The organism is Vreelandella jeotgali Hwa (genome assembly GCF_000334215.1).
Lineage (GTDB): Bacteria > Pseudomonadota > Gammaproteobacteria > Pseudomonadales > Halomonadaceae > Vreelandella > Vreelandella jeotgali.
In genome coordinates this window covers 1-22,729 of sequence record NZ_AMQY01000009.1, presented here as the reverse complement: position 1 = coordinate 22,729, position 22,729 = coordinate 1, and the positions used below count along the sequence as shown (strand labels likewise).

General features: G+C 61.5%; 13 protein-coding genes and 1 tRNA gene. 8 read left to right on the top strand and 6 right to left on the bottom strand.

From position 1 onward, the window contains the following. The first annotated feature begins 2 nt into the window (after positions 1-2). Genes C793_RS0102170 through C793_RS0102140 form a run of 7 tightly spaced genes read left to right on the top strand, consistent with a single transcriptional unit; the run spans position 3 to position 11,391 of the window. Complete coding sequence (locus C793_RS0102170) at positions 3-2,426, top strand: type I restriction-modification system subunit M (RefSeq protein WP_017429309.1); 2,424 nt, start codon at positions 3-5, stop codon at positions 2,424-2,426. Continuing rightward, on the top strand, positions 2,419-3,687 hold the full coding sequence (locus C793_RS0102165) for a restriction endonuclease subunit S (RefSeq protein WP_017429308.1): 1,269 nt from the start codon (positions 2,419-2,421) through the stop codon (positions 3,685-3,687). The genes C793_RS0102170 and C793_RS0102165 overlap by 8 nt, the downstream gene beginning before the upstream one ends. Positions 3,688-3,744: 57 nt before the next feature. Further along, a complete protein-coding gene (locus C793_RS0102160; RefSeq protein WP_017429307.1) occupies positions 3,745-5,556 on the top strand; it encodes a GmrSD restriction endonuclease domain-containing protein in 1,812 nt (603 codons plus the stop codon). Then, positions 5,557-6,216, top strand: a complete 660-nt coding sequence (darT, locus tag C793_RS0102155; RefSeq protein WP_040475260.1) for a type II toxin-antitoxin system toxin DNA ADP-ribosyl transferase DarT — start codon at positions 5,557-5,559, stop codon at positions 6,214-6,216. It begins immediately after the preceding gene. Beyond that, positions 6,213-7,310, top strand: coding sequence for a type II toxin-antitoxin system antitoxin DNA ADP-ribosyl glycohydrolase DarG (gene darG / locus C793_RS0102150; RefSeq protein WP_017429305.1), 1,098 nt, complete (start codon positions 6,213-6,215; stop codon positions 7,308-7,310). Before darT ends, darG begins: the two co-directional genes overlap by 4 nt. Before the next feature lie 20 nt (positions 7,311-7,330). Beyond that, entirely contained in the window at positions 7,331-10,693 is a 3,363-nt protein-coding gene (locus C793_RS0102145; protein ID WP_017429304.1) for a type I restriction endonuclease subunit R, read from the top strand. After that, positions 10,690-11,391 (top strand): M48 family metallopeptidase, encoded by a 702-nt coding sequence (locus C793_RS0102140; protein WP_017429303.1) that lies wholly within the window; start codon positions 10,690-10,692, stop codon positions 11,389-11,391. The genes C793_RS0102145 and C793_RS0102140 overlap by 4 nt, the downstream gene beginning before the upstream one ends. Positions 11,392-11,624: 233 nt before the next feature. Here the strand turns inward: C793_RS0102140 and C793_RS0102135 are convergent. From C793_RS0102135 to C793_RS14235, 3 genes are all read right to left on the bottom strand, one after another. Beyond that, positions 11,625-11,701, bottom strand: a tRNA-Arg gene (locus C793_RS0102135). Between the two features lie 87 nt (positions 11,702-11,788). Beyond that, the gene (locus C793_RS13380) at positions 11,789-13,549 is read right to left on the bottom strand and encodes a methyl-accepting chemotaxis protein (protein ID WP_156804856.1); all 1,761 of its coding nucleotides are present in this window, start codon (positions 13,547-13,549) and stop codon (positions 11,789-11,791) included. 157 nt (positions 13,550-13,706) lie between these two features. Then, the gene (locus C793_RS14235; RefSeq protein ID WP_017429301.1) at positions 13,707-15,698 is read right to left on the bottom strand and encodes a methyl-accepting chemotaxis protein; all 1,992 of its coding nucleotides are present in this window, start codon (positions 15,696-15,698) and stop codon (positions 13,707-13,709) included. A 524-nt stretch (positions 15,699-16,222) separates the two neighbouring features. Between C793_RS14235 and C793_RS0102120 the strand changes: the two genes are divergently transcribed. Then, positions 16,223-17,803: a BCCT family transporter gene (locus C793_RS0102120; protein ID WP_083871880.1), complete on the top strand. Its 1,581-nt coding sequence runs from the start codon at positions 16,223-16,225 to the stop codon at positions 17,801-17,803. A 117-nt stretch (positions 17,804-17,920) separates the two neighbouring features. On the opposite strand, the gene C793_RS0102115 is transcribed toward C793_RS0102120, so the two are convergent. The 3 genes from C793_RS0102115 to trhO form a co-directional block, all read right to left on the bottom strand. Further along, positions 17,921-20,272, bottom strand: coding sequence for a mechanosensitive ion channel domain-containing protein (locus C793_RS0102115; protein ID WP_017429299.1), 2,352 nt, complete (start codon positions 20,270-20,272; stop codon positions 17,921-17,923). A 135-nt stretch (positions 20,273-20,407) separates the two neighbouring features. After that, positions 20,408-21,241, bottom strand: a complete 834-nt coding sequence (locus C793_RS0102110; protein WP_017429298.1) for an IclR family transcriptional regulator — start codon at positions 21,239-21,241, stop codon at positions 20,408-20,410. Positions 21,242-21,510: 269 nt separating this feature from the next. After that, complete coding sequence (gene trhO, locus C793_RS0102105) at positions 21,511-22,464, bottom strand: oxygen-dependent tRNA uridine(34) hydroxylase TrhO (protein ID WP_017429297.1); 954 nt, start codon at positions 22,462-22,464, stop codon at positions 21,511-21,513. Positions 22,465-22,729: the final 265 nt, after the last annotated feature.

Below are 22,729 nucleotides of genomic sequence, written 5' to 3'. Positions count from 1 at the left end.
CCATGATTCTCACCCTTCACCAACTCGAACGGCACCTGCTCAAGGCCGCTGATATCCTGCGCGGGCGTATGGACGCCTCGGAATTCAAGGAATACATCTTCGGGATGCTCTTCCTGAAACGCTGCTCGGACGTCTTCGAGCAGCGCCAGGAGGAAGTGCGCGCGCAGCTCACACAGGCTGGCAAAAGCGAGATCGACATCGCTCACGTCATTGAAATGCCAAGCTGGTACAAGGCTACTTTCTACGTACCCGAGCAGGCGCGCTGGCCGTATCTGCTCAAGGAAGCCCATCAGGGTGTTGGCAATGCGCTGAATAAGGCGCTGGCCGGTCTGGAAGAGCACAATCCCAGCCTTGCCGGGGTGCTGGAGCACATCGATTTCACCCGCAAGGTGGGTTCCACTACTCTGCCGGACAAGAAGCTGCGCGACCTGATTACTCACTTCAGTGAGTACCGGCTTCGCAACGAAGACTTCGAATTCCCCGACCTGCTGGGTGCCGCCTACGAGTACCTGATCCGCGATTTCGCTGACTCTGCTGGCAAAAAAGGCGGCGAGTTCTACACCCCGCGCCCGGTGGTTCGTATGATGGTGCGGCTGATGGCACCCAATGAAGGCCACAGCGTATACGACCCTTGCATGGGGTCGGGCGGGATGCTGATTCACGCCAAGGAATACCTGGAGGAGCAGGGCGCCGACCCGCGACGTCTCAACCTCTTCGGCCAGGAGGCGTCGGGCTCGGTATGGGCCATCGCCAAGATGAACATGATGCTGCACGGGATAAGTAGCGCCGACCTGCGCAACGACGATACCCTGACCGACCCGCAGCATATCGAGGGCGGCGAACTGGTGCGCTTCGACCGCATACTCACCAATCCGCCGTTTTCCATCGGCTATACGCCGAGCCAGCACTTTCCCGAGCGTTTCCACTACGGCAGCGTGCCCGAGGGCGCCAAGAAGGCCGACCTGATGTTCCTGCAGCATATGGTCGCCTGCCTCAAGGCCGATGGCCGCCTGGCCACCGTCATGCCCCACGGCGTGCTGTTCCGCGGCGGCGACGAGAGGCACATCCGCGCCGGTATGCTCGAGGACGACCTGGTGGAGGCAGTGATCGGCCTGGCCCCCAATCTTTTCTACGGCACCGGCATCCCGGCCAGCATCCTGATTCTGCGTGCCAAGGGTGCCAAGCCCGAGGCGCGTCAGGGCAAGGTGCTTTTTATCAATGCCGACCGCGAATACTGCGAGGGCCGCGCTCAGAACCATCTGTTGCCGGAGCATATCGAGAAGATCGCCAGCACCTATGAGGCCTTCGAGGAGGTGCCTGGCTTCGCCCGGGTGGTGCCCATCGAGGAGCTGCGCGACAACGACTACAACCTCAATATCCGCCGCTACGCCGATAACACCCCGCTGCCGGAGCCCCAGGATGTGCGGGCCCACCTCAAGGGTGGCGTGCCGGTGGCCGAGATCGAGGCCAGGCGCCCGCTGTTTGATGCCCAGGGCCTCGATCCCATGGGGCTGTTCACACCCAGGGCGAGCGATCCAGACTACGCGGACTTCGCCGAGCGGCTAAGCGAAAAGCGCGACCTCAAGCCCGCTATCGAGAAGGATGCCGGCCTGACCGCCAAGGAGGCCCGCGTGATGGCCGCCTTCGAGACCTGGTGGGCGCAGCACGGGGCGAGCATTACCGGGCTCTCCGGCAACGGAGGCCGCCTCACCCAGCTGCGTGACGAGCTGCTCAGCAGCTTCTCGGAGGCGCTGGAACCCACCGCCATGCTCGACCGCTTCGCGGTGCGCGGGATCATCGCCGGCTTCTGGTTCGACAACAAGAATGAGTTCCGCACCCTGCAGGCACGCGGCTGCCTGGGCGTGGTGGACGCCTGGCGCACCAGTATCAATAGCCTGCTGGAGGACGACCAGAGTAAGGCCAATCCCCTGGATCATCGCCTGGTACACTTCCTGCTGGCCGACTACGTGGCCGAGCTGGAGGAACTGGCCGCCCGCAAGGCCGAGCTGGATGTCCGGATCAAGGCCGCCGAGGCCAAGCCCGAGAGCGATGGCGACAACGAGGCCGAATCCGATGACGGCGAGGATGACGACGCGCCCACCGAAGAGGAGATCAAGACCTGGAAGATGGAGCGCACTCAGGTGCGCAAGGCCCACAAGGCCAAGGTCGCCAGTTTCGAGACCCACCTCAGCGCCGCCGTGGACGCCCTGGACGAAACCGCCGCCGCCGAACTGGTGAATACCATTCTGCACAACGACCTCAAGGGCATCCTCGAGCGCTATATCCGCCAGCAGCGCCAGCAGGTGATCGCCGCTTTCGAGACCTGGTGGGATAAATATCGCGTCACCCTAGCCGACATCGAGGTCGAGCGGGATGCCGCTGCCAAGGAACTGCAGCAATACCTGGAGGGGCTGGGGTATGTTTGAACACGCCTTGCCTGGCTGGAGCCGTGTCAACCTTACCGACTTGGGCGCCTACATCAACGGCTACGCCTTCAAGCCAGAAGACTGGTCTGAGCACGGGCTCCCTATCGTTCGGATTGCACAGATCACCGGCTCCAGTGCCGACTGTGACTATTACCAAGGTCGCCTGAGTGAAGATGTCAAAATCGATAGCGGCGACATCATTTTTTCGTGGAGCGGTACTCTCTGTGTTGTTCGGTGGAATGGAGGCCCAGCTTGGCTTAACCAGCACCTTTTCAAGGTTAGACCAGCAGAAGGCGTAAGCCATCGCCTTCTCTACCATGTGCTCTTTCATGCCGTTGCGGAAATGGACAAGAGTGCTCATGGCAGCACCATGAAGCACATCAAAAGAGGTGAGCTAAAGCGTTACCAGATTTTGTTTCCAGACTGCAGGAAGGAGCAGGAGAAGATTGGCAGGGTCCTCGACACCCTCGACACCCAGATCCATAAGACCGAGGCGCTGATCACCAAGCTGGAAAAGGTCAAAGAAGGCCTGCTCCACGACCTGCTGACCCGCGGCATCGACGAAAACGGCCGGCTGCGTCCCAGCCCCGAGCAGGCGCCGGAGCTCTATAAGGAGTCGCCGCTGGGGTTGATTCCGAGGGAGTGGTCCTGCCATGCACTAACCGAAGCTGCGGATGTTCAGCGTGGTCGATTTACGCATCGACCACGAAATGATCCCGCCTTCTATGGTGGAGAATATCCTTTTATCCAAACCGGTGATGTCGCTGCAGCCAAAGGGGGGGGGGTGAGCTACTTTTCCCAAACATTAAGCAGGTTAGGCACTACTGCTAGCACCCTGTTCCCAGCGCAAACAATAGCCATAACAATCGCAGCAAATATTGCGGATACAGCAATTTTAGGAAGGCCTATGTATTTCCCGGACAGCGTTGTTGGTGCGGTCGTTAATGACAGCGCCAACGTCAGATACATAGAGCTCTGCATCAGAAGGGAAAAGCGATCACTGGACGCAAGAGCTCCACAAAGTGCACAGAAGAATATCAACCTTCAGGATTTGAGGCCTCTTCTTATACCTTTTCCCAGCCAGCGTGAGCAAAATCGAATAGCTGAAAGCTATGAGGCCTTTATGGGCCGATTGCTAGCGGAGCGGCAGCAAATGACAAAGTTAAAATCCGAGAAGATAGCGCTCATGGACGATCTCCTTACCGGCCGCGTCCGCGTCACCTCGCTGCTTGAACAGGCCCAGGGCACCACCCCGGCATAGAGCGGGGCTCTCATAACAACATCACAACACCAGGATCACATCGCACAGGGAACCGCCATGACCACCTTCGATAGCACCAAGCGCTCGCTACCCGAGCTTCTAAAGGACATCACCACCGGCAAGATCCAGCTACCCGACTTCCAGCGCGGCTGGGTGTGGGACGACGACCACGTGAAGAGCCTGCTGGTCAGCATCGCCCGCTCCTTCCCGGTGGGGGCGGTAATGCTGATGGAGACCGGCGGCGAGGTGCGCTTTCAAACGCGCCCGGTGGAAGGCATCGACCCGAATACCGTGACCAAGGATCCGGACCACCTAATTCTCGACGGTCAGCAGCGCCTCACCAGCCTCACCCAGGCGGTGGGCCTGGATGCCCCGGTGGATACCCGTACCGCCAAGGGCAAGAAGATCCGCCGTCACTACTACTTCGACATTCGCACCGCCCTGGAGGGGGAGGATCGTCTGGAGGAGGCGGTAATCGCGGTGGACGAGAACCGTCAGACCCACAAGAACTTCGGCCGTGAAGTGGATCTCGACCTCTCCACCCGACAGTTGGAGTGCGAGCAACTGCTTTTCCCCTGCGACAAGATTCTCGACCCGTCGGATTGGCTGCAGGATCTGTTCCGCTACAACCAGGACGCCATGGGGGAGTTCCTGGAGTTCCAGAAGAAGATTCTCGGCGCCTTCTCCGCCTATCAGCTGCCGGTAATCGAGCTGAAAAAGGAGACCACCAAGGAAGCCGTCTGCCTGGTGTTCGAGAAGGTCAATACCGGCGGCGTGCAGCTCTCGGTGTTCGAGCTGATCACCGCCAGCTATGCCGCAGACGGCTACAATCTGCGCGATGACTGGTACGGCTCAGAACTTCGTAACGTGCCCGCGCGCAAGGCCCGTTTCGCAGAACATGAGCTGCTGAAAGATGTTGAAAGTACCGATCTGCTGCAGGCCATCACCCTGCTGTATACCCGTGAACGCAAGCAGGACGATCTGGCCGCCGGCAAGACGGGCAAGCAGGTCCGGCCGGTCAGCGCCAAGCGTGCCTCGGTGCTGGACCTGCCCCTGGAGGCCTACAAGCGCTGGGCCGACGCTGTGGAGAGGGGCTTCGTCGAGACGGCCTATTTCCTCAAGGGTGAGTGTTTTTACAGCCGCCGCGAGCTGCCCTACGCCACCCAGCTGGTGCCGCTGGCCGCTGTGATGACACTCCTAGGCGATCGCTGGCGCGAGCCGCGCATCCACGCCAAGCTCTCGCGCTGGTTCTGGAGCGGCGTGCTGGGCGAGCTCTACGGCGGCGCCGTGGAGACCCGCATCGCCCTGGACCTGGAGGAGCTGATGCAATGGTTCAATAACGACAACGAGCTGCCGCGCACCGTGATCGATGCCTCCTTCGATCCCTCACGCCTCGAGACCCTGCGCAGCCGAAACAGCGCCGCCTACAAGGGCATCAACGTGCTGATCCTGCGCGAAGGGGCCAAGGATTTCTTCTGGAAGGGCGGTATTCAGGAGCTGGATAAACAGGACGTAGCCCTGGATATTCACCACATCTTCCCGCGGGCCTGGTGCGAGGCTCAGGGCCTTTCGTATCGCACCTACGACGCCATCATCAACAAGACGCCGATCTCTGCCCGAACCAACCGCATGATCGGCGGTGATGCGCCGTCGCAGTACCTGGCCCGCCTGCAGGACCACAAGCAGGTCCAGCTCGATGACGCAGCGATGAACGTCATCCTCGAAGGGCACCGCATTCCTACCGACGCCCTGCGTGCTGACGACTTCGACGCCTTCTACCAACAGCGCAAAAATCGGCTGCTCGAGATCATCGAGAAGGCGATGGGCAAGGCACCGCTGGCGGGAGCTGATGAGACGGAGATAAGCTGAATGGCAGCTACAAACCTGTCCCGCAGCCTGAATCCTCGGAAGGCACTGATTTTCCGCATCACGCATCGCGATAACCTTCCGTGGCTACTGGCGAATGGCCTTCACTGCCGTTCGGCTGTCGAACAGGATCCCGGCTTTGTCACTATCGGAAATCGCGATTTGATAGGGCGCAGGGCGACACGGGAAGTCCCAACGCCTCCGGGCGGCACACTCAGCGACTACGCGCCTTTCTACTTCACGCCCGCCTCGCCCATGCTGCTCAATATCGTCACCGGCCGCGGCGTGCCCATCCAGCACAAGGAAGATATCCTGGTGCTGGTCTGCTCGCTGCCACGCTTGCAGGACATGGGGGTGGCCTTTGTCTTCACGGACCGTCACGCCTACCTGCCGCTGGCGCGCTTCAGCAATCAACTGGAGGATCTTCCGGCGTTTATACCCTGGTCGCTGCTACAGGCGCAGGACTTCAGCCGAGACCCCGAAGATCCGGAGAAGGCCGAGCGCTATCAGGCCGAGGCGCTGGTGCACCACTATCTGCCGGCCTCGGCACTGCTGGGCATTGGCACGTATACTGATGACATAAACGCTGCGGTCACGGCACAGGTCGCGGCTCACGGTCTCCACCTGAAGGTGGTCACACGGCCCAACTGGTTTTTCCCATGATTGAATACAGGCGTGGCAACCTCCTCGAAGCTGACGTCGAGGCAGTGGTCAACACCGTCAATACGGTCGGTGTGATGGGCAAGGGCATTGCCCTGATGTTCAAGGAAGCCTTCCCCGAGAACTTTACGACCTACGCGGCCGCTTGCAATAAGCAGGAAGTCACCACAGGGCGTATGTTCGTTACCGACCAGGATGCCCTGCTGGGGCCGCGCTGGATCATCAACTTCCCTACCAAGCAGCACTGGCGTGCCAGAACACGTATGGAATGGATCGAGTCCGGGCTGGAGGATCTCAAGCGGGTTATCCGCGAGCAGGGTATTCGTTCCATCGCCCTGCCCCCACTGGGCTGCGGTAACGGGGGGCTCGATTGGAGTAAAGTGCGTCCGCGTATCGATGCCGCGCTGGGTGAGTTGGAAAGCGTCCAAGTGCTGGTTTTTGAGCCCACCACCGAATATCAGAATGTCGCCAAGCGTTCAGGCGTAGAGAAGCTGACACCAGCACGCGCGCTGATCGCTGAGCTGGTGCGCCGCTACTGGGTGCTGGGCATCGAATGCTCGCTGCTGGAAGTCCAGAAGCTGGCCTGGCTGATGGAGCAGCGCATCCTCAACCATGGTTTGAAAAATCCGCTTGATCTGAGGTTCCAACCTCGGCGCTACGGCCCCTATTCCGACCGACTGCGACATCTGCTCAATGGCCTGGACGGTAGCTATTTGCATAGCCAAAAGCGCATCAACGATGCCGCGCCCGAGGAGATCGTGTGGTTCGATGAAACACGGCGCGAGCACCTCCATGCGTATCTGCGCAGCGCCGAAGCAAGCCCCTATGCCGAGGTGCTTGAAGAGGTTGATGATTTGATCGATGGCTTTCAATCACCGCTGGGGATGGAAGCGCTGACGACGCTGGACTGGCTTATCAGCCAGATGGATATCGAGCCAACTGTTGAGGCCATCAAGGCAGGGTTGCGGCACTGGCCCGATGATCTTGCCGGCCAACGCAAGCTGCGACTCTTCTCGGATCAGCTGATTGCGCTGGCGCTGGAGCGGCTAACCAGCGCGCCTTTTGCTGCGGACGAACCCATGCGCATGTTGCGATAACACGATAAAGGAGTCTCGGTGTGGCTAGCCCTGAATACACGGATGTCGAAAAGCCTTTTATCGACCAGCTGGTCGGTTTGGGCTGGGAGTATCTGGCCGGTTCGGTGGACGATCCCGCCCTGACGCACCGCGAGAGCTTCGCCCAGGTGGTGATGGAGCCGCTGCTGCGCGAGCGGCTGCGGGCGATCAACCTGCGCGATGGCCAGCCCTGGCTCGATGAAGCGCGCCTGGATCAGGCTGTGGCGGCCATTACCCGGCTGCCGGCCAGCAAGGTGATGGAGGCTAATAAGCAGGCCACCGAACTGTTGCACAACGGCTTGCCGGTAGACGGCATGGAAGGCTGGGACGGCGGCCGCGGGCAGATACTGCGCTACATCGACTGGGACGAGCCGGACAATAACGTCTTTACCGTGGTCAACCAGTTCAAGGTGAAGTGCCCACCCGGCCACGACTCCGCCAAGGGCCACGTGATCCCGGATCTGGTGCTGTTCGTGAACGGCATCCCGCTGGTGGTGGTGGAGTGCAAAAGCCGCACCGTACCGGAGGGGCTTAGTGAGGCGGCGGACCAACTACGTCGCTACCACGACCAGCGCTTTCTGGAGAACGAGGTCGGGGAGCACGAAGGTGCTCCGGCGCTGTTCGCGACCTGCCAGTTGCTGGTGGCCAGCAACTTCGATGAGGCCCGCGTTGGCACCGTTGGGGCTCGCTTCGCTCACTACCTGAGCTGGAAGACGGTAGCCCCGATGCGAGAAGCGGAGGTTGCCATCGATCTGGATGTGCCGGAACTCTCCGCCCAGCAGCGCTTGATCGCCGGCATGCTCACCCGCATCAGCCTGCTCGATATCGTGCGCCACTACACGCTATTCATGAACATTGGCGGCCAGGAGATCAAGCTGGTGTGCCGCTATCAGCAGTTCCGTGGCGTCACCCGAGCCGTAGAGCGCCTGAAAAGCGGCAAGACCCGCCGCGAGGATGGTGAGAGCGATCGCCGTGGCGGCATCGTCTGGCACACTCAGGGCAGTGGCAAGAGCCTCTCCATGGTGTTTCTGGTGCGTAAGCTGCGGACCGACGCTGCGCTGCGCCGTTTCAAGGTAGTGGTCATCACCGACCGCAAGGACCTGCAGGCCCAGCTCTCCGCCACCGCCGCACTCACCGGCGAGAGCGTCGAGAAAGCGGGCAATACCACCCAACTCAAGAAGTTGCTGAGCCGCGATGGTCCCGGTCTGGTGTTCGGTACGGTGCAGAAATACAGAGACCAGCAATACCACGACTCTGATACCGAAAGCGAAGCGGAAGCTGAGGCGGGCAATGACGTACCCGCTGGTGGGCTGGACAGCGGCCGCCGTGATGCCGCCGAACCCACCAGGAAACCGACCCTCAGCGAGCCCTTCGAGGTGCTCAATACCAGCGAGGACATCCTGATCCTGGTGGACGAGGCCCACCGTACCCAGGCCGGCGATCTACACGCCAATATGATGCGCGCCATGCCCAACGCTGCGCGCATCGGCTTCACCGGTACGCCCATCATCATGGGTGACAAGAAGCGCACCCACGACATCTTCGGCGAGTACATCGACCGCTATACCATCAAGGAGTCCGAGCAGGACGGTGCCACGGTGCCGATCCTCTATGAGGGGCGCACTGCCAAGGGGGCGATCAAGGACGGCGCCAGCCTCGACGGCCTGTTCGAAGACCTGTTCCGTGATCACAGCAAGGAGGAGCTGGAAGCGATCAAGAAGAAGTACGCCACCAAGGGGCAGATCTTCGAGGCGCCGCAGCTAATCCAGGAAAAAGCCCATGATATTCTGCGTCACTACGTTACCCACATCCTCCCCAACGGCTACAAGGCTCAGCTGGTAGCCTACAGCCGCCGTGCGGCGCTGCGCTTCTTCGAAGCTCTCGAGCAGGCCAAGGCCGAGCTGCTGGAGGAGGCGCTGGCACTTTCTCCTGAAGACAAGGCGCTGGACGATACGCAGCTTTTGAACCGGCCCCTGCGGGTCAAGGCAGCAATCCAGGCCTGGCGCTATCGTCAGGTGCTGGGCGAGCTTGAGTTTGCGGTGGTATTCAGCGGCGGCAACAACGACGATCCCAGCTGGGCAAAGTGGAGCGACCGCGCCGCCGTCGAGAACCACGTCAAGCGCTTCAAAAAGCCGCTGCCGCCGTTGGATGGCACGTCCCCGAAGGATCCCCCCAAGCACGACCCGCTGGCTTTCCTGATCGTCAAGAGTATGCTGCTCACCGGCTTCGACGCGCCTATCGAGGGGGTGATGTACCTGGACCGATCACTGCGCGAGGCGGAGCTGTTGCAGGCCATTGCTCGGGTCAACCGCACCGGCCATGGCAAGACCCACGGCATAGTGGTGGACTACTTCGGTGTGGCAAACCACCTCAAGGAGGCGCTGGCCGCTTACAGCGAGGAGGACATCGAGGGCGCCCTGCAGAGCCTCAAGGACGAGATTCCGTTACTGCGTGACCGTCACCTGCGGGTGGTCGATGTATTGCGCGCCCAGGGCGTGGACAGCCTGGATGACGCCGAGGAGGCGGTACAGGTGCTCGCCGACGAACGGCTGCGGGCCGAATTCCTGGTCAAGCTCAAGGAGTTCAACCGCAGCCTGGATGATGTGCTGCCGCGCCCCGAGGGGCTGGAGTTCGTCAATGACGCCAAGCAACTCGCCTATATCCACGCGCTGGCGCGCAACCGTTACAAGGACACTCAGGAGCTCGGTCGCGACATCGGCAACAAGGTACGCAAGCTGATCGACGATTACGTTATCTCACTCGGCACCAACCCACGTATCCCGCCGGTGCAGCTCACTGACGCCGAGTTCGACGAGCATATCGGCCGCCAGGTGGGCGACCGCGCCAAGGCCTCGGAGATGGAGCACGCCGTGCGCTCCCACGTACGCAAGCACCTGGATGAGGACCCGGTGAAGTATGGCCAGCTGAGCGAGCGCCTGGAGCAGCTGCTGGATGAGCTCGATGGCCAGTGGGACGAACAGGTGGCGGCACTCAAGGCACTGACTGATCAATTACGGGATGGTGCCACGGTAGATGGCGAGACAATCCCCGAAATGCCCGCTCACGCGGAGCCCTTCTGGCGCGAGCTGTTGGCCAGCGCCAGTCTGGATGTGAAGACGATAGAAGCTGCCACGGCACAAAAGTTGCTCAATACTACTGAGGAAATGGTGGCCACGATCCAGCAGGAGATCGCCATCCCAGATTTCTGGAAGCCATCTCACATTCCGGATCAGGAACGCCTCAAACAGGAGCTTTTCAGCCAGCTAATGATGGGCAGTCTGGTGCCCATGGATCAGGCCGAAGCCACCGCCGAACGGCTTTTTGACTTGGCCCGCAGCAACCACAACAGGCTGGTGAACGCATGACGCAGCTGGTCGTGGACGACTTGACCTTGGACGTGCGCGAGAGCACTCGCCGAAAAACGCTGGAAATTACCGTGGACCGCGACGGCGAACTGATAATTGCCGCGCCCACCGGCACCGACACGCAGCACCTGCGCGATTTCGTGCTCGAAAAACGGCTATGGATCTACCAAAAGCTGGCGCAAAAGGCCGAACGCCGTCGCCAGCTGCCCCGCAAGGAGTACGTCAACGGTGAGGGGTTTCTCTACCTGGGGCGCAGCTATCGGCTCAAGCGAGTGTCCAACGATTCACAAGATGCCCCACTTAAGCTGGTCGCTGGGCGCTTCCATCTGCGCGAGGACTGCCTAATCAATGCCCGCGAACATTTCATCCACTGGTACAGCACACGCGCCCGAGACTGGCTTGGCGCCAGGGTCAAGCAGCACGCTCAGCGGATGAACGCCGCGCCCACCGGCGTGGCAGTGCAGGATCTTGGCTACCGCTGGGGCTCCTGCGGCAAGGGCAACCGAGTCTATTTCCATTGGAAGACCATTTTGCTGCCCCGCCATATTGCCGAGTACGTCGTCGTTCACGAGCTGGTTCACCTACACGAACCCCACCACACGCCCGCTTTCTGGCGTCGTTTGGAGCGTGCCATGCCGGATTACGAACAACGTAAAAACTGGCTCGCCCGGCATGGTATTGAAGTCGAAGGAGTTTAGCTGACTGATAAAACAACCGCTGGTGTATCGAAAACTGCGGCGTGAATGCCTGCTTCCTGACTCGCTATCGCTGGAACTTTTTGTGACCACACCTGTGGCTCATGAAAGCCAAAGGTCATCAGCTTGCACCAAGCCAAAACAGGATGAGGCGGCAGAGTGGCCACATTCTGGTCACATTTTGGTCACACGCATAAAAAAAGGACCTACGCGTTAACGTAAGTCCCTGAAAAATATGGTGCGCCCAGCAGGATTCGAACCTGCGACCCTCGGCTTCGGAGGCCGATACTCTATCCAGCTGAGCTATAGGCGCTTGATGGTGGCGTATGGTAACGGCGCCGGCGACGCATGTCCAGCCGTGGTCGCCGGCGCCGTGTTTTTAGCGGGTTGGAAGGCCGGGTTAGAACTCTTCCCAGTCGTCATCGCTTTGGGACGACGATGCCGACGCCTGAGGCTGACGGCCTGGCGCCGGTGCTGGCCGGGGTTGCGGCGATGACGATAGCGCCGGGCGCTTGAGGTCGGAGCCGGAGGCGTCGTCGCCCAGGACGAAGGTGTGGATCAGCTCGGTCAGGTGTTCGGCGTAACGGCGCATATCGGCCGCGGCGGTGGTGGATTCCTGCACCATGCTGGCGTTTTGCTGGGTCATGGTGTCCATTTCCGCCACGGCGGTGTTGATCTGGCCGATACCGGCACTCTGTTCCTTGGCCCCGGCGGTGATCTCGCCGATAACGTCGGTCACGCGTTCCACGCTGGAGACGATTTCCTGCATGGTGCCGCCGGCGTTGCGTACCTGCTCGGCGCCGGACTGAGTATGTTTGACCGAGGTATCGATCAACTCACGAATCTCCCGCGAGGCTTCACCGGAACGGCTGGCCAGGGTGCGGACTTCTTCGGCCACCACGGCAAAACCGCGCCCGTGTTCGCCGGCTCGGGCGGCTTCCACCGAGGCGTTGAGCGCGAGAATGTTGGTCTGGAAGGCGATCCCGTCGATCATGGTGATGATTTCGCTGATGCGATTGGCCGAGGTGTTGATGTCCTGCATGGTGGTTTCCACCTGCCCCATCACCTCTTCGCCCCGGTGGGCGACTTCGGCGGTGGACATGACCAGCTGGTTGGCCTGCTGGGCGCTTTCGGCGCTGTTGTTCACCGTGGAGGTAATTTCCTCCATTGAAGCGGAGGTTTGTTGCAGATTGGCGGCGGCCTGTTCGGTGCGGGTGGCCAGCTCGCTGGAGCTGTGGGATATGTGACCGCTGGCATCGTGAACGCTGACGCTGCTTTTGCGCACGTCGAGCAGGGTTTCCTGCATGCGCTGGACAAAGGCGTTGAACTGGGTGGCGAGGTTGCCGATTTCATCGCGGCTTTCGACGGTCAGCCGGCGGGTCAGATCACCGCGCCCCTGAGCGATGTCGTGCATCGCGCCGGCGGTGCGGCGGATGGGCCGCACAACGCGCTGGACCAGGCCGTAAGCGACCAGCGCAACGATGATAAACAGCCCGGCGCTGATCACGACGGATATCCAGATGTTGCGCTTCAGGTCGGCATCGGCGACGGCTTCCAGTTTGGCCATGGTGTCGTCAACGCTGGTGACATAAACGCCCGCGCCCAGCGCCCAGTCCCATTTATCCAGGCTTTCCACGTAGGAGTATTTGGTTTCGGTGGTATTCGTATTCGGATTTTCCCAGGGGTATTGGGTAAACCCGCTGCCGCTTTTGGCCACGTCGATGATATCGCGCAGGATATAGGTGCCGTCCGGCGCCTGGGTATCGATCATGTCGGTGCCTTCTATCTCCGGCATGGGCGCTGTAACGATATTGGTGCCATCATAGTCATAGGCAAAAATATAGTTGTCGTTATCAAAGCGAATCGAGCGCAGGATTTCGGCCGCGCGCTCCTTGGCGTAGCCGGTATTGAGGCGGTCATTGTCGTAGATGGGCGCAATCGCGGTTTTGGCCGCGTTAACCGTTTGCTTCACCGCTTGTTTGCGCTCTTCGATCAGCTGGTCGCGCTGATGTGCCAACGAGCTATTGGTGTCCTGCGCGCGGCTGTAGGCGGCGTAAACCACCAGGGCGATGGTCACCAGCAGCAGCGGTACCAGGGCCAGCCCCAGCATTTTTGCCTGCAGACCGAAGATGCGTCGTGAAGAAACGGGGGGAGTCGTCATGGTGCCTCGCGGTTGACAAAAGGATGATTAAGAACGCTTGTCACAACCGCTTTATAGCAATATTCAGGGCGCTATGTCTTGACGTGCATTACCCAATACAACCTTTTGACGACACGCCCGGCGGGCACCATGACGCTTTTTTGGGGCCGCGAACGGCCTAGAATTCCTCCCAGTCGTCGTCGGCGTTTTGCGACTCTGCCGGCGCCGAGCGGCCTGACGTCGGCGCTGGCCGGGGTTGCGGCGCTGACGACAGCGCCGGGCGCTTGAGGTCGGAGCCGGAGGCGTCGTCGCCCAGGACGAAGGTGTGGATCAGCTCGCTGAGGTGCTCGGCGTAACGGCGCATATCGTCGGCGGCGGTGGTGGATTCCTGCACCATGCCGGCGTTTTGCTGGGTCATGGTGTCCATTTCCGCCACGGCGGTGTTGATCTGGCCGATGCCCGCGCTTTGCTCTTTTGCCCCGGCGGTAATTTCGCCGATAACGTCGGTCACGCGTTCCACGCTGGAGACGATTTCCTGCATGGTGCCGGCTGCGTTGCGTACCTGGTCAGCGCCGGACTGGGAGTGTTTGACCGAGGTGTCGATCAGTTCGCGAATTTCCTGAGAGGCTTCGCTGGAGCGGCTGGCCAGGGTGCGGACTTCTTCGGCCACCACGGCAAAGCCACGCCCGTGCTCGCCGGCCCGGGCGGCTTCCACCGAGGCATTGAGCGCGAGAATGTTGGTCTGAAACGCAATGCCGTCGATCATGGTGATGATTTCGCTGATGCGATTGGCCGAGGTGTTGATGTCCTGCATGGTGGTTTCCACCTGCCCCATCACCTCTTCGCCCCGGTGGGCGACTTCGGCGGTGGACATGACCAACTGGTTGGCCTGCTGGGCGCTTTCGGCGCTGTTGTTCACCGTGGAGGTAATTTCCTCCATCGAAGCGGAGGTTTCCTGAAGGTTGGCAGCGGCTTCCTCGGTGCGTGTCGCCAGCTCGTTGGCGCTGTGGGAGATGTGCCCGCTGGCATCGTGGACGCTGACGCTGCTTTTGCGCACGTCGAGCAGGGTTTCCTGCATGCGCTGGACAAAGGCGTTGAACTGGGTCGCGAGGTTGCCGATTTCATCGCGGCTTTCGACGGTCAGCCGGCGGGTCAGGTCACCGCGCCCCTGAGCGATGTCGTGCATCGCGCCGGCGGTGCGGCGGATGGGCCGGGTCAGATGAATGGCGCCCCAGTAGGCCAGCCCCAGGAAAATCACCGCGAGGACCAGCCCGGTTGCCAGCGCGCGCCAGGTGGCCTGGTGCATGGCGCCGTACACCTGATCGGCGGGAACTTCCATGACCACGCGCCAGCCGCCGAAGGACAGCGGTGTACTCAGCGCAATATGATCATCGCCGTCGCGGGTGAAGCGGGCAAAGCTGACGTCCTGGCCGTTTTGGCCCTTGCTGCCCGCGCCATTCAGCAGGTCTTGCGCCACCTCGCCCGAGGTGCGGCTGGCCAGCGACTGGCCGATGTGGTCTTCATCGGGATGAATGGCTACCTTGCCGTCGGCATTGACCAGGTAAACGATGCCGCTTTCGCCAAAGCGGAAATCACGAATCAGATCGCTCATGGTGTCCATACCCATGCCGACACTGGCAATACCCAGCGTTTCGCCATCCGAACGGATACGCTGATTGATGTACAGCGCAAAGGTATTGTCGGCCTTGTCCCGGTCCAGCGAATATTCCTTCTCCCGGTTGCTGTCGATGAAGTCATAAAACCAGGCATCCTGCGCCTCGCCTCGGGGCGCCAGCGTGCGCGACAGCCCTTCGCCGGTGTAGTAGCGGCCGGTTTCGCGGGAAATGATCGCCGCGACGTGGGCATCCAGGCTGTTATGGGTGCGGCTCAGAAACTCGGCAACGACGGGCGTATTCTGCGGGTCTTCGCCGTTTTTCACCCACTCATGCATCAGGGCGTTATTGGCCATGGCGCGGGTCGCCGTTATCGGCTCGGCCAGCTCGGTATCAATCTCCCGGGCAATTGACGTGGCGTTGGCCGGCAGCGCCGAGTCGAGCAGGTAGCGGTCCAGCAGGCCCTTGATCTGGGCAATGTTGAGCCACAGCATGGCACCGATGCAGGTCAGCAGGGCAATCGCTACCCCGAGTATAAGTTTCAGACGAATCGACATGAGCGAGCATCCCTTCCGGTTGTTAGCAACGTTTTTGTCAACGCTTCCTGGCGGCGCGCTCGGCCGTTCAGAGCGCCCCGACCGGGCGTTCTGGTAACGGCGCCCGGCATGATCCGTTTAATACACGATAGACTTTTGTATATCGACACATCGTCGCATATCTTGAGCGCCCTGCCTTCATCGACATCACTCCTTACTCGATTCTTTACCCGGGGGATACCTTCGATTACACCACGGAGAGCCGGCGACCTCGACCACAGGACCCAACGATCGTTCCATTCCCATTCGACCCGCTTTTATGCCTATGGTAGGCTTCGCCCCTCTTATACATACGAGATAACCATGAGAAGACTCATGAGGGCGGAGGCAACATAGCGCCTTGTGTGCTTTCATCCTGATTCATCTTGTGTGCATCGCCATTCAACGAATGGCGTTTTTTTTCGCTGTATTCCCCATACGCCCCTCTTTTTCCACCCGCCAACGATTGATTTCGATCATTTCTCAACCTCAACGGTGTAACCCACATGCCTACTTCTTCTGATAGTACCCCCCGATCGCCGGGGGACTCGGCGGACGCACCCAAAGGGCTTCGTGCGCTAGGCGATCCGGTGGTGCTGATTCTCAGCATCGGCTTTATCATCGCCTTCATTCTGCTGTCGTTCTACGACCTGAACATGGTCGCCGACGGCGTCAGCGCCGGCTTTGCCTGGACGGCCAAAACGCTGGGCTCCTACTTCCAGTTCTTTTTGCTGGCGACGTTTTTCATCGCCATCGGCCTGGCGGCAACCCCGGCGGCCAAGGCCAAAATCGGCAACCTCGACGCGCCCGAGATGAGCACGTTCAAGTGGCTGTCGATCATCCTGTGTACGCTGCTGGCCGGCGGCGGGGTGTTTTTTGCCGCGGGCGAGCCCATTTACCACTTCGTGGTTACCCCGCCGGCGCTGGATACCGAAGCCGCGACGCCCGAAGCGGTCGCCGGCGCACTGGGCCAGTCGTTCATGCACTGGGGCTTTCTCGCCTGGGCGGTGCTGGGCACGCTGGCCGCGATCGTGCTGGCGCATTCGCACTACGTGAAGGGCCAGCCGCTGCAGCCGCGTACGCTGCTTTATCCGGTGCTGGGCAAGCGCCTGCTGAGCGGCCCGCTGGGCGGCGTGATTGACGCCCTGTGCGTGATCTCCATGGTCGCGGGCACCGTCGGCCCCATCGGTTTCCTGTCCACTCAGGTCAGCTTCGGTCTGCACGAGCTGTTTGGCGCACCGAATGCCTTCGGTACCCAGCTCGCGGTACTGGTCGCGCTGGGTTCCATCTATGTGATCTCGGCAATGACCGGCATCCACCGCGGCATTCAGATCCTGAGCCGTTTCAACGTCTTTCTGGCGCTGGGTATCGGTGCGGTGATTGTGCTCTTTGGCCCGACGCTGTATTTCGTCAATACCTACCTGTCGAGCATGGGCTCCTACGCCACCAACTTCTTCGCCATGGCCACCACCACCGCCGATACCGCTCCGGACTGGTGGATGCAGTGGTGGACGGTGTTCTTCTTTGCCTGGTTCATCGGCTATGCGCCGCTGATGGCCATTTTCGTCGCACGGATTTCCCGCGGCCGCAGCATCCGCGAGATGATCATCGCCGTCGCGGTTATCGCGCCGATCGCTACTACTGTCTGGTTCACTCTGCTGGGCGGCTCGGGCATCTACTATCAGCTGGAAGGCGTGATCGACCTGACCGAAGCGCTCAACAACTTCCAGTTTGACGTGGCGACGCTGACCGTGGCCCAGGCGTTGCCCGGCGGTACCTGGATGGGGCTGGCGATTCTGCTGCTGACCACCATCTTTGTCGCCACCACCGGCGACTCCATGAGCTACTCCATCGCCGTTGTCGGCGCCGGCCACGATCAGCCGAGCCCGAAAGTGCGCGCCTTCTGGGGTATTGCCATGGCGCTGATGGCGGGCATCCTGCTGAAAATGGGCGCCGGCCAGGTCGGCGCGCTGCAGCAGTTCATCGTGCTCGCGGCCGTGCCGGTGTCGTTCATCCTGTTGCCGACGCTGTGGGAAGGTCCGAAAGCGGCCTACGCCATGGCGCGTCAGCAGGGCATTATCGACTAAGCCAAGGGGTCAAACGGGGCGCCCGACAGCCGCGCCCCGCCTACCCAAACGCAAAGAGGGCCGCTTTTCAGCGGCCCTCTTTGCGTTTCCAGTCGTTAAATAATGGGAAGCAGACGGTTACTCTTCCACGTCATCCTCGGAAGGACGCTGGTAATCCGCCCCCTTGCCCGACTGAATGCCCTGGCTCGGATCGTCCCGGCGCCGGGGCCCGGTGCGCTCCACGGCGCTGGATTCGAGCACGCGGATATTGGCGGCCGGCGCGCTGCCGTCCTTGCCTTCGCCAAAGTACAACGTGGTGTGCGGCCGCGGAATCTCGATGCCGGCTTCCTCGAAGCGCAGCTTGACCAGGCGGTTGTAGGCACGGCCCACGGCCCACTGGTCGCCCGGCGTGGTCATGATCATCACGCGGATGTTGACCGAGCTATCGTCCAGCGAGGTCACACCGGCCACGGTGAGCTCTTCCAGCAGTTTATGGCCGTGCTCATCACTGCCCTGAAGATCGCTGTAGGCGACCTGCAGCTTCTCGACCGCGTGGTCGATGCTTTCACGGTAGGCAATGCGATATTCCTCGACGTGGTAGGCGAAGTCGCGCATGTAGTTGGAGACGGTGCCTACGCTGGAGAACGGCACAATGTGGTAGGTGCCCGAGAGATCGCGGATACCCACCGAACGGATGCTGAAACGCTCGGCCGTGCCGGTGACGCCACCTGCCGAGACCACATCGCCGGTGTTCATGGCGTTTTCAATCTGGATGAACACGCCGGTAATCACGTCCTGCACCAGCTGCTGCGCGCCGAAGCCGATCGCCAGCCCCAGCACCCCGGCGCCGGCAATCAGCGGGCCGATGTTGATGCCGATTTCGGCCAGCACGATCATGCCGGTCATGGTGATCATGGTAATGATCAGCGCGTTGCGGAACAGGCTCAGCAGCGTTTTGGCCCGAGCGGTGGGTTCGCCCTTGCCGGTATCGGGATTGAGCTTGTGCTCGATGAAGCTGGCCAGACCCAGCCACAGCCCCAGCGCTACGGCGAGGATGATGGCAACGTGAACGAGCTTGCCGACCAGCGCAGTGCCCTCATCGGAGGCGTACCAGGCGGGCAGGTCAAACAGGTACCAGCCGTCCAGCACCACCATGATCACCAGCACCAGGATGAACCCGCGCAGCACGCGCAAGGCGTTGGGAATATAGCTGTTGAGGCGTTTTTCCAGCATCGGCAGCTTGCGATTGAGCTCGTCCGACAGCTGGATGCGCCGGCCGATGGTCTGGGTCAAAAGCGACGACAGCAGTATTCCCGCGACCACGGCTATCAGCGTTTGCAGCGTGGCCGTAACCACGAACGGCAGCGCCTCGGCCGGGCTCAACAGGGTGATGACAAACACGCCGGTGAAATACACCAGCGCCAGCAGATGCCAGGTGCGCGCCAGCAGCTGAAGAGCCAGACGGCTGGCGGTTAGCGTGCTGCGCTTCGCCGCGGCGTTGATGCTGTGGCGCAGGCGCAGCCGGTTTTTCAACACCACGACCACCGCATAGAGGAAGGCGACCACGGTAATCAGCGTGGCCAGCGCCTCACCCAGCGAGGCGGCCAGGTAATAGTTGACCAGCGGCACGGCAACCATCAGCCCGTAACCGACCATGCCCACCAGCCGCGCGATCCAGCGGTTCCAGTAGGACGCCTCGGTGGCCGCAATCGGCAGCAGCCGCAGGCCTTCATAGCGCGAGGAGAACAGCATACGCGTGCCGGCCTTGATCAGCTCGATGACCAGAAAGGCGTTCAGGAACAGCGATCCTCGGGTCGATAGATCGCCGGATTCGCCCACGGCAAACGTCGCAATCAAGTTGCCACCGACGTAGGCCAGCGCCACAATCATGACGTCAAACAGCGCGGCAATCGCCACGCAGGAGATCAGCCGCAGCACCGGCGTGTAGTCGCCCCGCTGCGACCAGGCGCTGATGCGGGTAAACAGCGGCTTGGCCAGCCGGCGACAGGCGATGAACAGCAAAAACGTCGCGGCGATGACCAGACCGAGATTGACCGCAGCGCTGATAAAGGCAGCCGTATCAAAATGGCCGGCGCCTTCGCCGCTCAACAGGTCTCGGCCCAGGTCGACCAGCTGCTCGAAGTGGCCGCCGACATCGCTGACGATGCGACTGGATATCTCGGCCACCTGGCGTGGCAGGGAGACGTCATCCGGGGCCATGTCGCTGCCCTGGGCGGCTTTTTCCGCGGCCTGTTGCGGCGCGTCGGAGGCCAGCGTGCCGGCCTGGTCACGCAATACCTCAACCAGCGCCTGACGCGACTGATCGTCTTCCAGCATGTCGGCCAGCGTCGTATAGGTCGCCGGATCGCGGTCGGCGCCGGTATCGGCGGGCGCCGCCTGAGCCAGCATGGGCACGGCCAGCAGCAGCATGGCCAGCAGCCAGAGGCCGAGCCGGATACCCGCCCCGGGTAAGAGTCGTAATGGCGTCACACCGTTGTCTCCTTGAGTCAGATGAAATCGGCTGCGTTAAACCAATGGGGTACGCAAAAGCAAGCGTACGTATAAAGCAGGGTGCGCAGAGCACGATGATCTTGCCTGAGCCCGGGAGAATCAAGGTGTCGTCGTTCAGCGCGAGTCCTGACGCGGGACGCGTCCGCCCAGCTGAGCGGTAATCTCGGCGGCGGTATTCTGCACCCGGCCACCCAGCTCGATCAGCCGAGCCTCGGGAATCCGCGCCATGGGGCCGGACACCGAAATCGCCGCCAGCGGCGTACCGCGCTCGTCGTGGACACAGGCGGCGACGCAGTGCAGGCCGATCGCGTGCTCTTCGCGGTCACAGGCAAACCCCTGAGCACGAATACGCGCCATTTCCTCTTCCAGGGCATCCGGGGCATACAGCGTGTTGTCGGTTACCCGGGTCAGCTCGTGCTCCTGAAGCAGGCGGGCACGCTCATCGTCGGGCATCCAGGCCAGCAGCGCCTTGCCTACGCCCGAGGCGTGCAGCGGCGCCCGGGATCCCAGGCGGGTAATCATGCGCATCATCTGCGGCGATTCATGCTGGGCGAGGAACACCGCCGTGGCGCCATCGCGGATGCCAAGGTTGGCGGTTTCGCCGGTCTCGCCGGTCAGGCGGCGCAGGTACGGCCGGCTGGTGGCGATGAAGTCGCGGGCCTCGAGAAAGCTGTTGCCGATACGAAACGTCTTGACGTCAATCCGCCACAGGCCCTGCTCGTTTTCCTGGGTCACAAACCCCTGGCTCTGCAGCGCCTGCAGCAGCCGGTGGGTAGTCGACGGGGCCAGCTCGGCCATGTCGGCCAGCTCGGACAGCGACAGCCCCATGGGGCTGACGGAAATATGCTCAAGCAGCTTGAGGCCGCGCACCAGCGACTGGCTGTGACCACCGCTGGCTTTGGCAGTGCCGGCCGGCCGGCCGGCGGATCGGCGTTTTACCTCACTCACCCGACTGTCTCCTGAAGCGTTGCAGACACTCCGTGGCAGAACGTCCAGCGCGGCATTCCTTTCCTTTATCAAAGGCCCGGTGCAAAGCCCCCCGGGCCAAGCCTTTGTGGAAGACCGGCTGTAGAACGTCTGCGACGGAAGATGGGCCCATGGCAGATAGGCCCGTGGAAATTTAATTGATGCGATACGCTCTCAGGATAACGCCTCGGAGCGGCACTGTCGCGTCCATGGAAATAATTTCCATAAAAGTCCGCCGGTGCCGGCCGGGGCTAACCGGCGTGGCGCGGGTTACGCCCCAGAGGGTGCGGCTCGCCGCGCTGCCGTGCCAACTCGATCTGGCGCTGACGCTCCCGGGCACTGGCGCGGGTTGTTTCGGGCAGGGTGTTAATGCAGTGCGGGCAGCTGATGCCGGGCTCGTAGGCCGGATCCTGCATATCATCGGCGGACACCGGCCGGCGGCAGGCGTGGCACTGCTTGAACTCGCCTTCGCTCAGGTCCTGGCGCACGGTGACGCGGTTGTCGAACACAAAGCATTCGCCTTGCCAGAGCGAGTCTTCCTCGGGGACCTTTTCCAGGTAGTTAAGTACCCCGCCCTTGAGGTGGAACACCTCGTCAAAGCCTTCCCCGAGCATAAAGCTTGAGGCTTTCTCACAGCGGATTCCGCCGGTGCAGAACATGGCGACCTTTTTGTGCCGGGCGGGATCGTAATGCTCGCGCACGTACTCGGGAAACTCGCGGAAGGTGGCGGTCTTGGGGTCAATCGCGCCCTGAAAGCTGCCGATTTCGACTTCGTAATCGTTGCGGGTGTCGATCACCAGCACTTCCGGGTCGCTGATGACGTCGTTCCACTCCTCGGGCTCCACATAGGTACCCACCGTCTCGTTGGGGTCGATACCGGGCACCCCCATGGTCACGATCTCGTTCTTGAGCTTGACCTTGGTGCGGTAAAACGGCGGCGTCTCGCAGCAGGATTCCTTGTGGTCGATATCGGCAAGGCGGGGGTCGGCGGTCAGCCACGCCAGCAGCGCATCAATACCCGCACGGCTGCCGGCGACGGTACCGTTGATGCCCTCGCGGGCGAGCAACAGCGTACCTTTCACGTCGTTATCGAGCATGGTCTGTCGCAGCGGCTCGCGCAGCGCCTGATAGTCGTCGAGGCTGACGAACCGGTACAGCGCGGCAACCACGATGGGCGCCGCCTGGGCGGTGGGTGCATCACTCATGGAACTCTCCTGGAAATCGCCCGCGTAAAGGGCGGTCCGGATCAATAAAATGGCGTAAAAAACCCGCCTATTTTAACCCGGCAGCGTCCTAGCGACCAGCCGAGGCACCTCCTTTTTACCCATCTGCGCGTAAAGCATCGCCCAATGCGGGCGGTGATAAAAGCGCGCACCGCAACGCGGTGCCGGGGTTGAAGGTTTCATCATCACCTGATATTTATACAAAATGACGAAACGTGCCTACAAGGAACGGTTTTATCCGACGTTC

Excerpts from the sequence above, each read along its gene's own strand:
- C793_RS0102160 (WP_017429307.1), top strand. The coding sequence starts at position 3,745 with ATGACCACCTTCGATAGCACCAAGCGCTCGCTACCCGAGCTTCTAAAG.
- trhO (WP_017429297.1), bottom strand. The coding sequence starts at position 22,464 with ATGAGTGATGCACCCACCGCCCAGGCGGCGCCCATCGTGGTTGCCGCG.
- darT (WP_040475260.1), top strand. The coding sequence starts at position 5,557 with ATGGCAGCTACAAACCTGTCCCGCAGCCTGAATCCTCGGAAGGCACTG.
- C793_RS0102140 (WP_017429303.1), top strand. The coding sequence starts at position 10,690 with ATGACGCAGCTGGTCGTGGACGACTTGACCTTGGACGTGCGCGAGAGC.
- darG (WP_017429305.1), top strand. The coding sequence starts at position 6,213 with ATGATTGAATACAGGCGTGGCAACCTCCTCGAAGCTGACGTCGAGGCA.
- C793_RS0102170 (WP_017429309.1), top strand. The coding sequence starts at position 3 with ATGATTCTCACCCTTCACCAACTCGAACGGCACCTGCTCAAGGCCGCT.
- C793_RS13380 (WP_156804856.1), bottom strand. The coding sequence starts at position 13,549 with ATGACGACTCCCCCCGTTTCTTCACGACGCATCTTCGGTCTGCAGGCA.
- C793_RS14235 (WP_017429301.1), bottom strand. The coding sequence starts at position 15,698 with ATGTCGATTCGTCTGAAACTTATACTCGGGGTAGCGATTGCCCTGCTG.
- C793_RS0102120 (WP_083871880.1), top strand. The coding sequence starts at position 16,223 with ATGCCTACTTCTTCTGATAGTACCCCCCGATCGCCGGGGGACTCGGCG.
- C793_RS0102165 (WP_017429308.1), top strand. The coding sequence starts at position 2,419 with ATGTTTGAACACGCCTTGCCTGGCTGGAGCCGTGTCAACCTTACCGAC.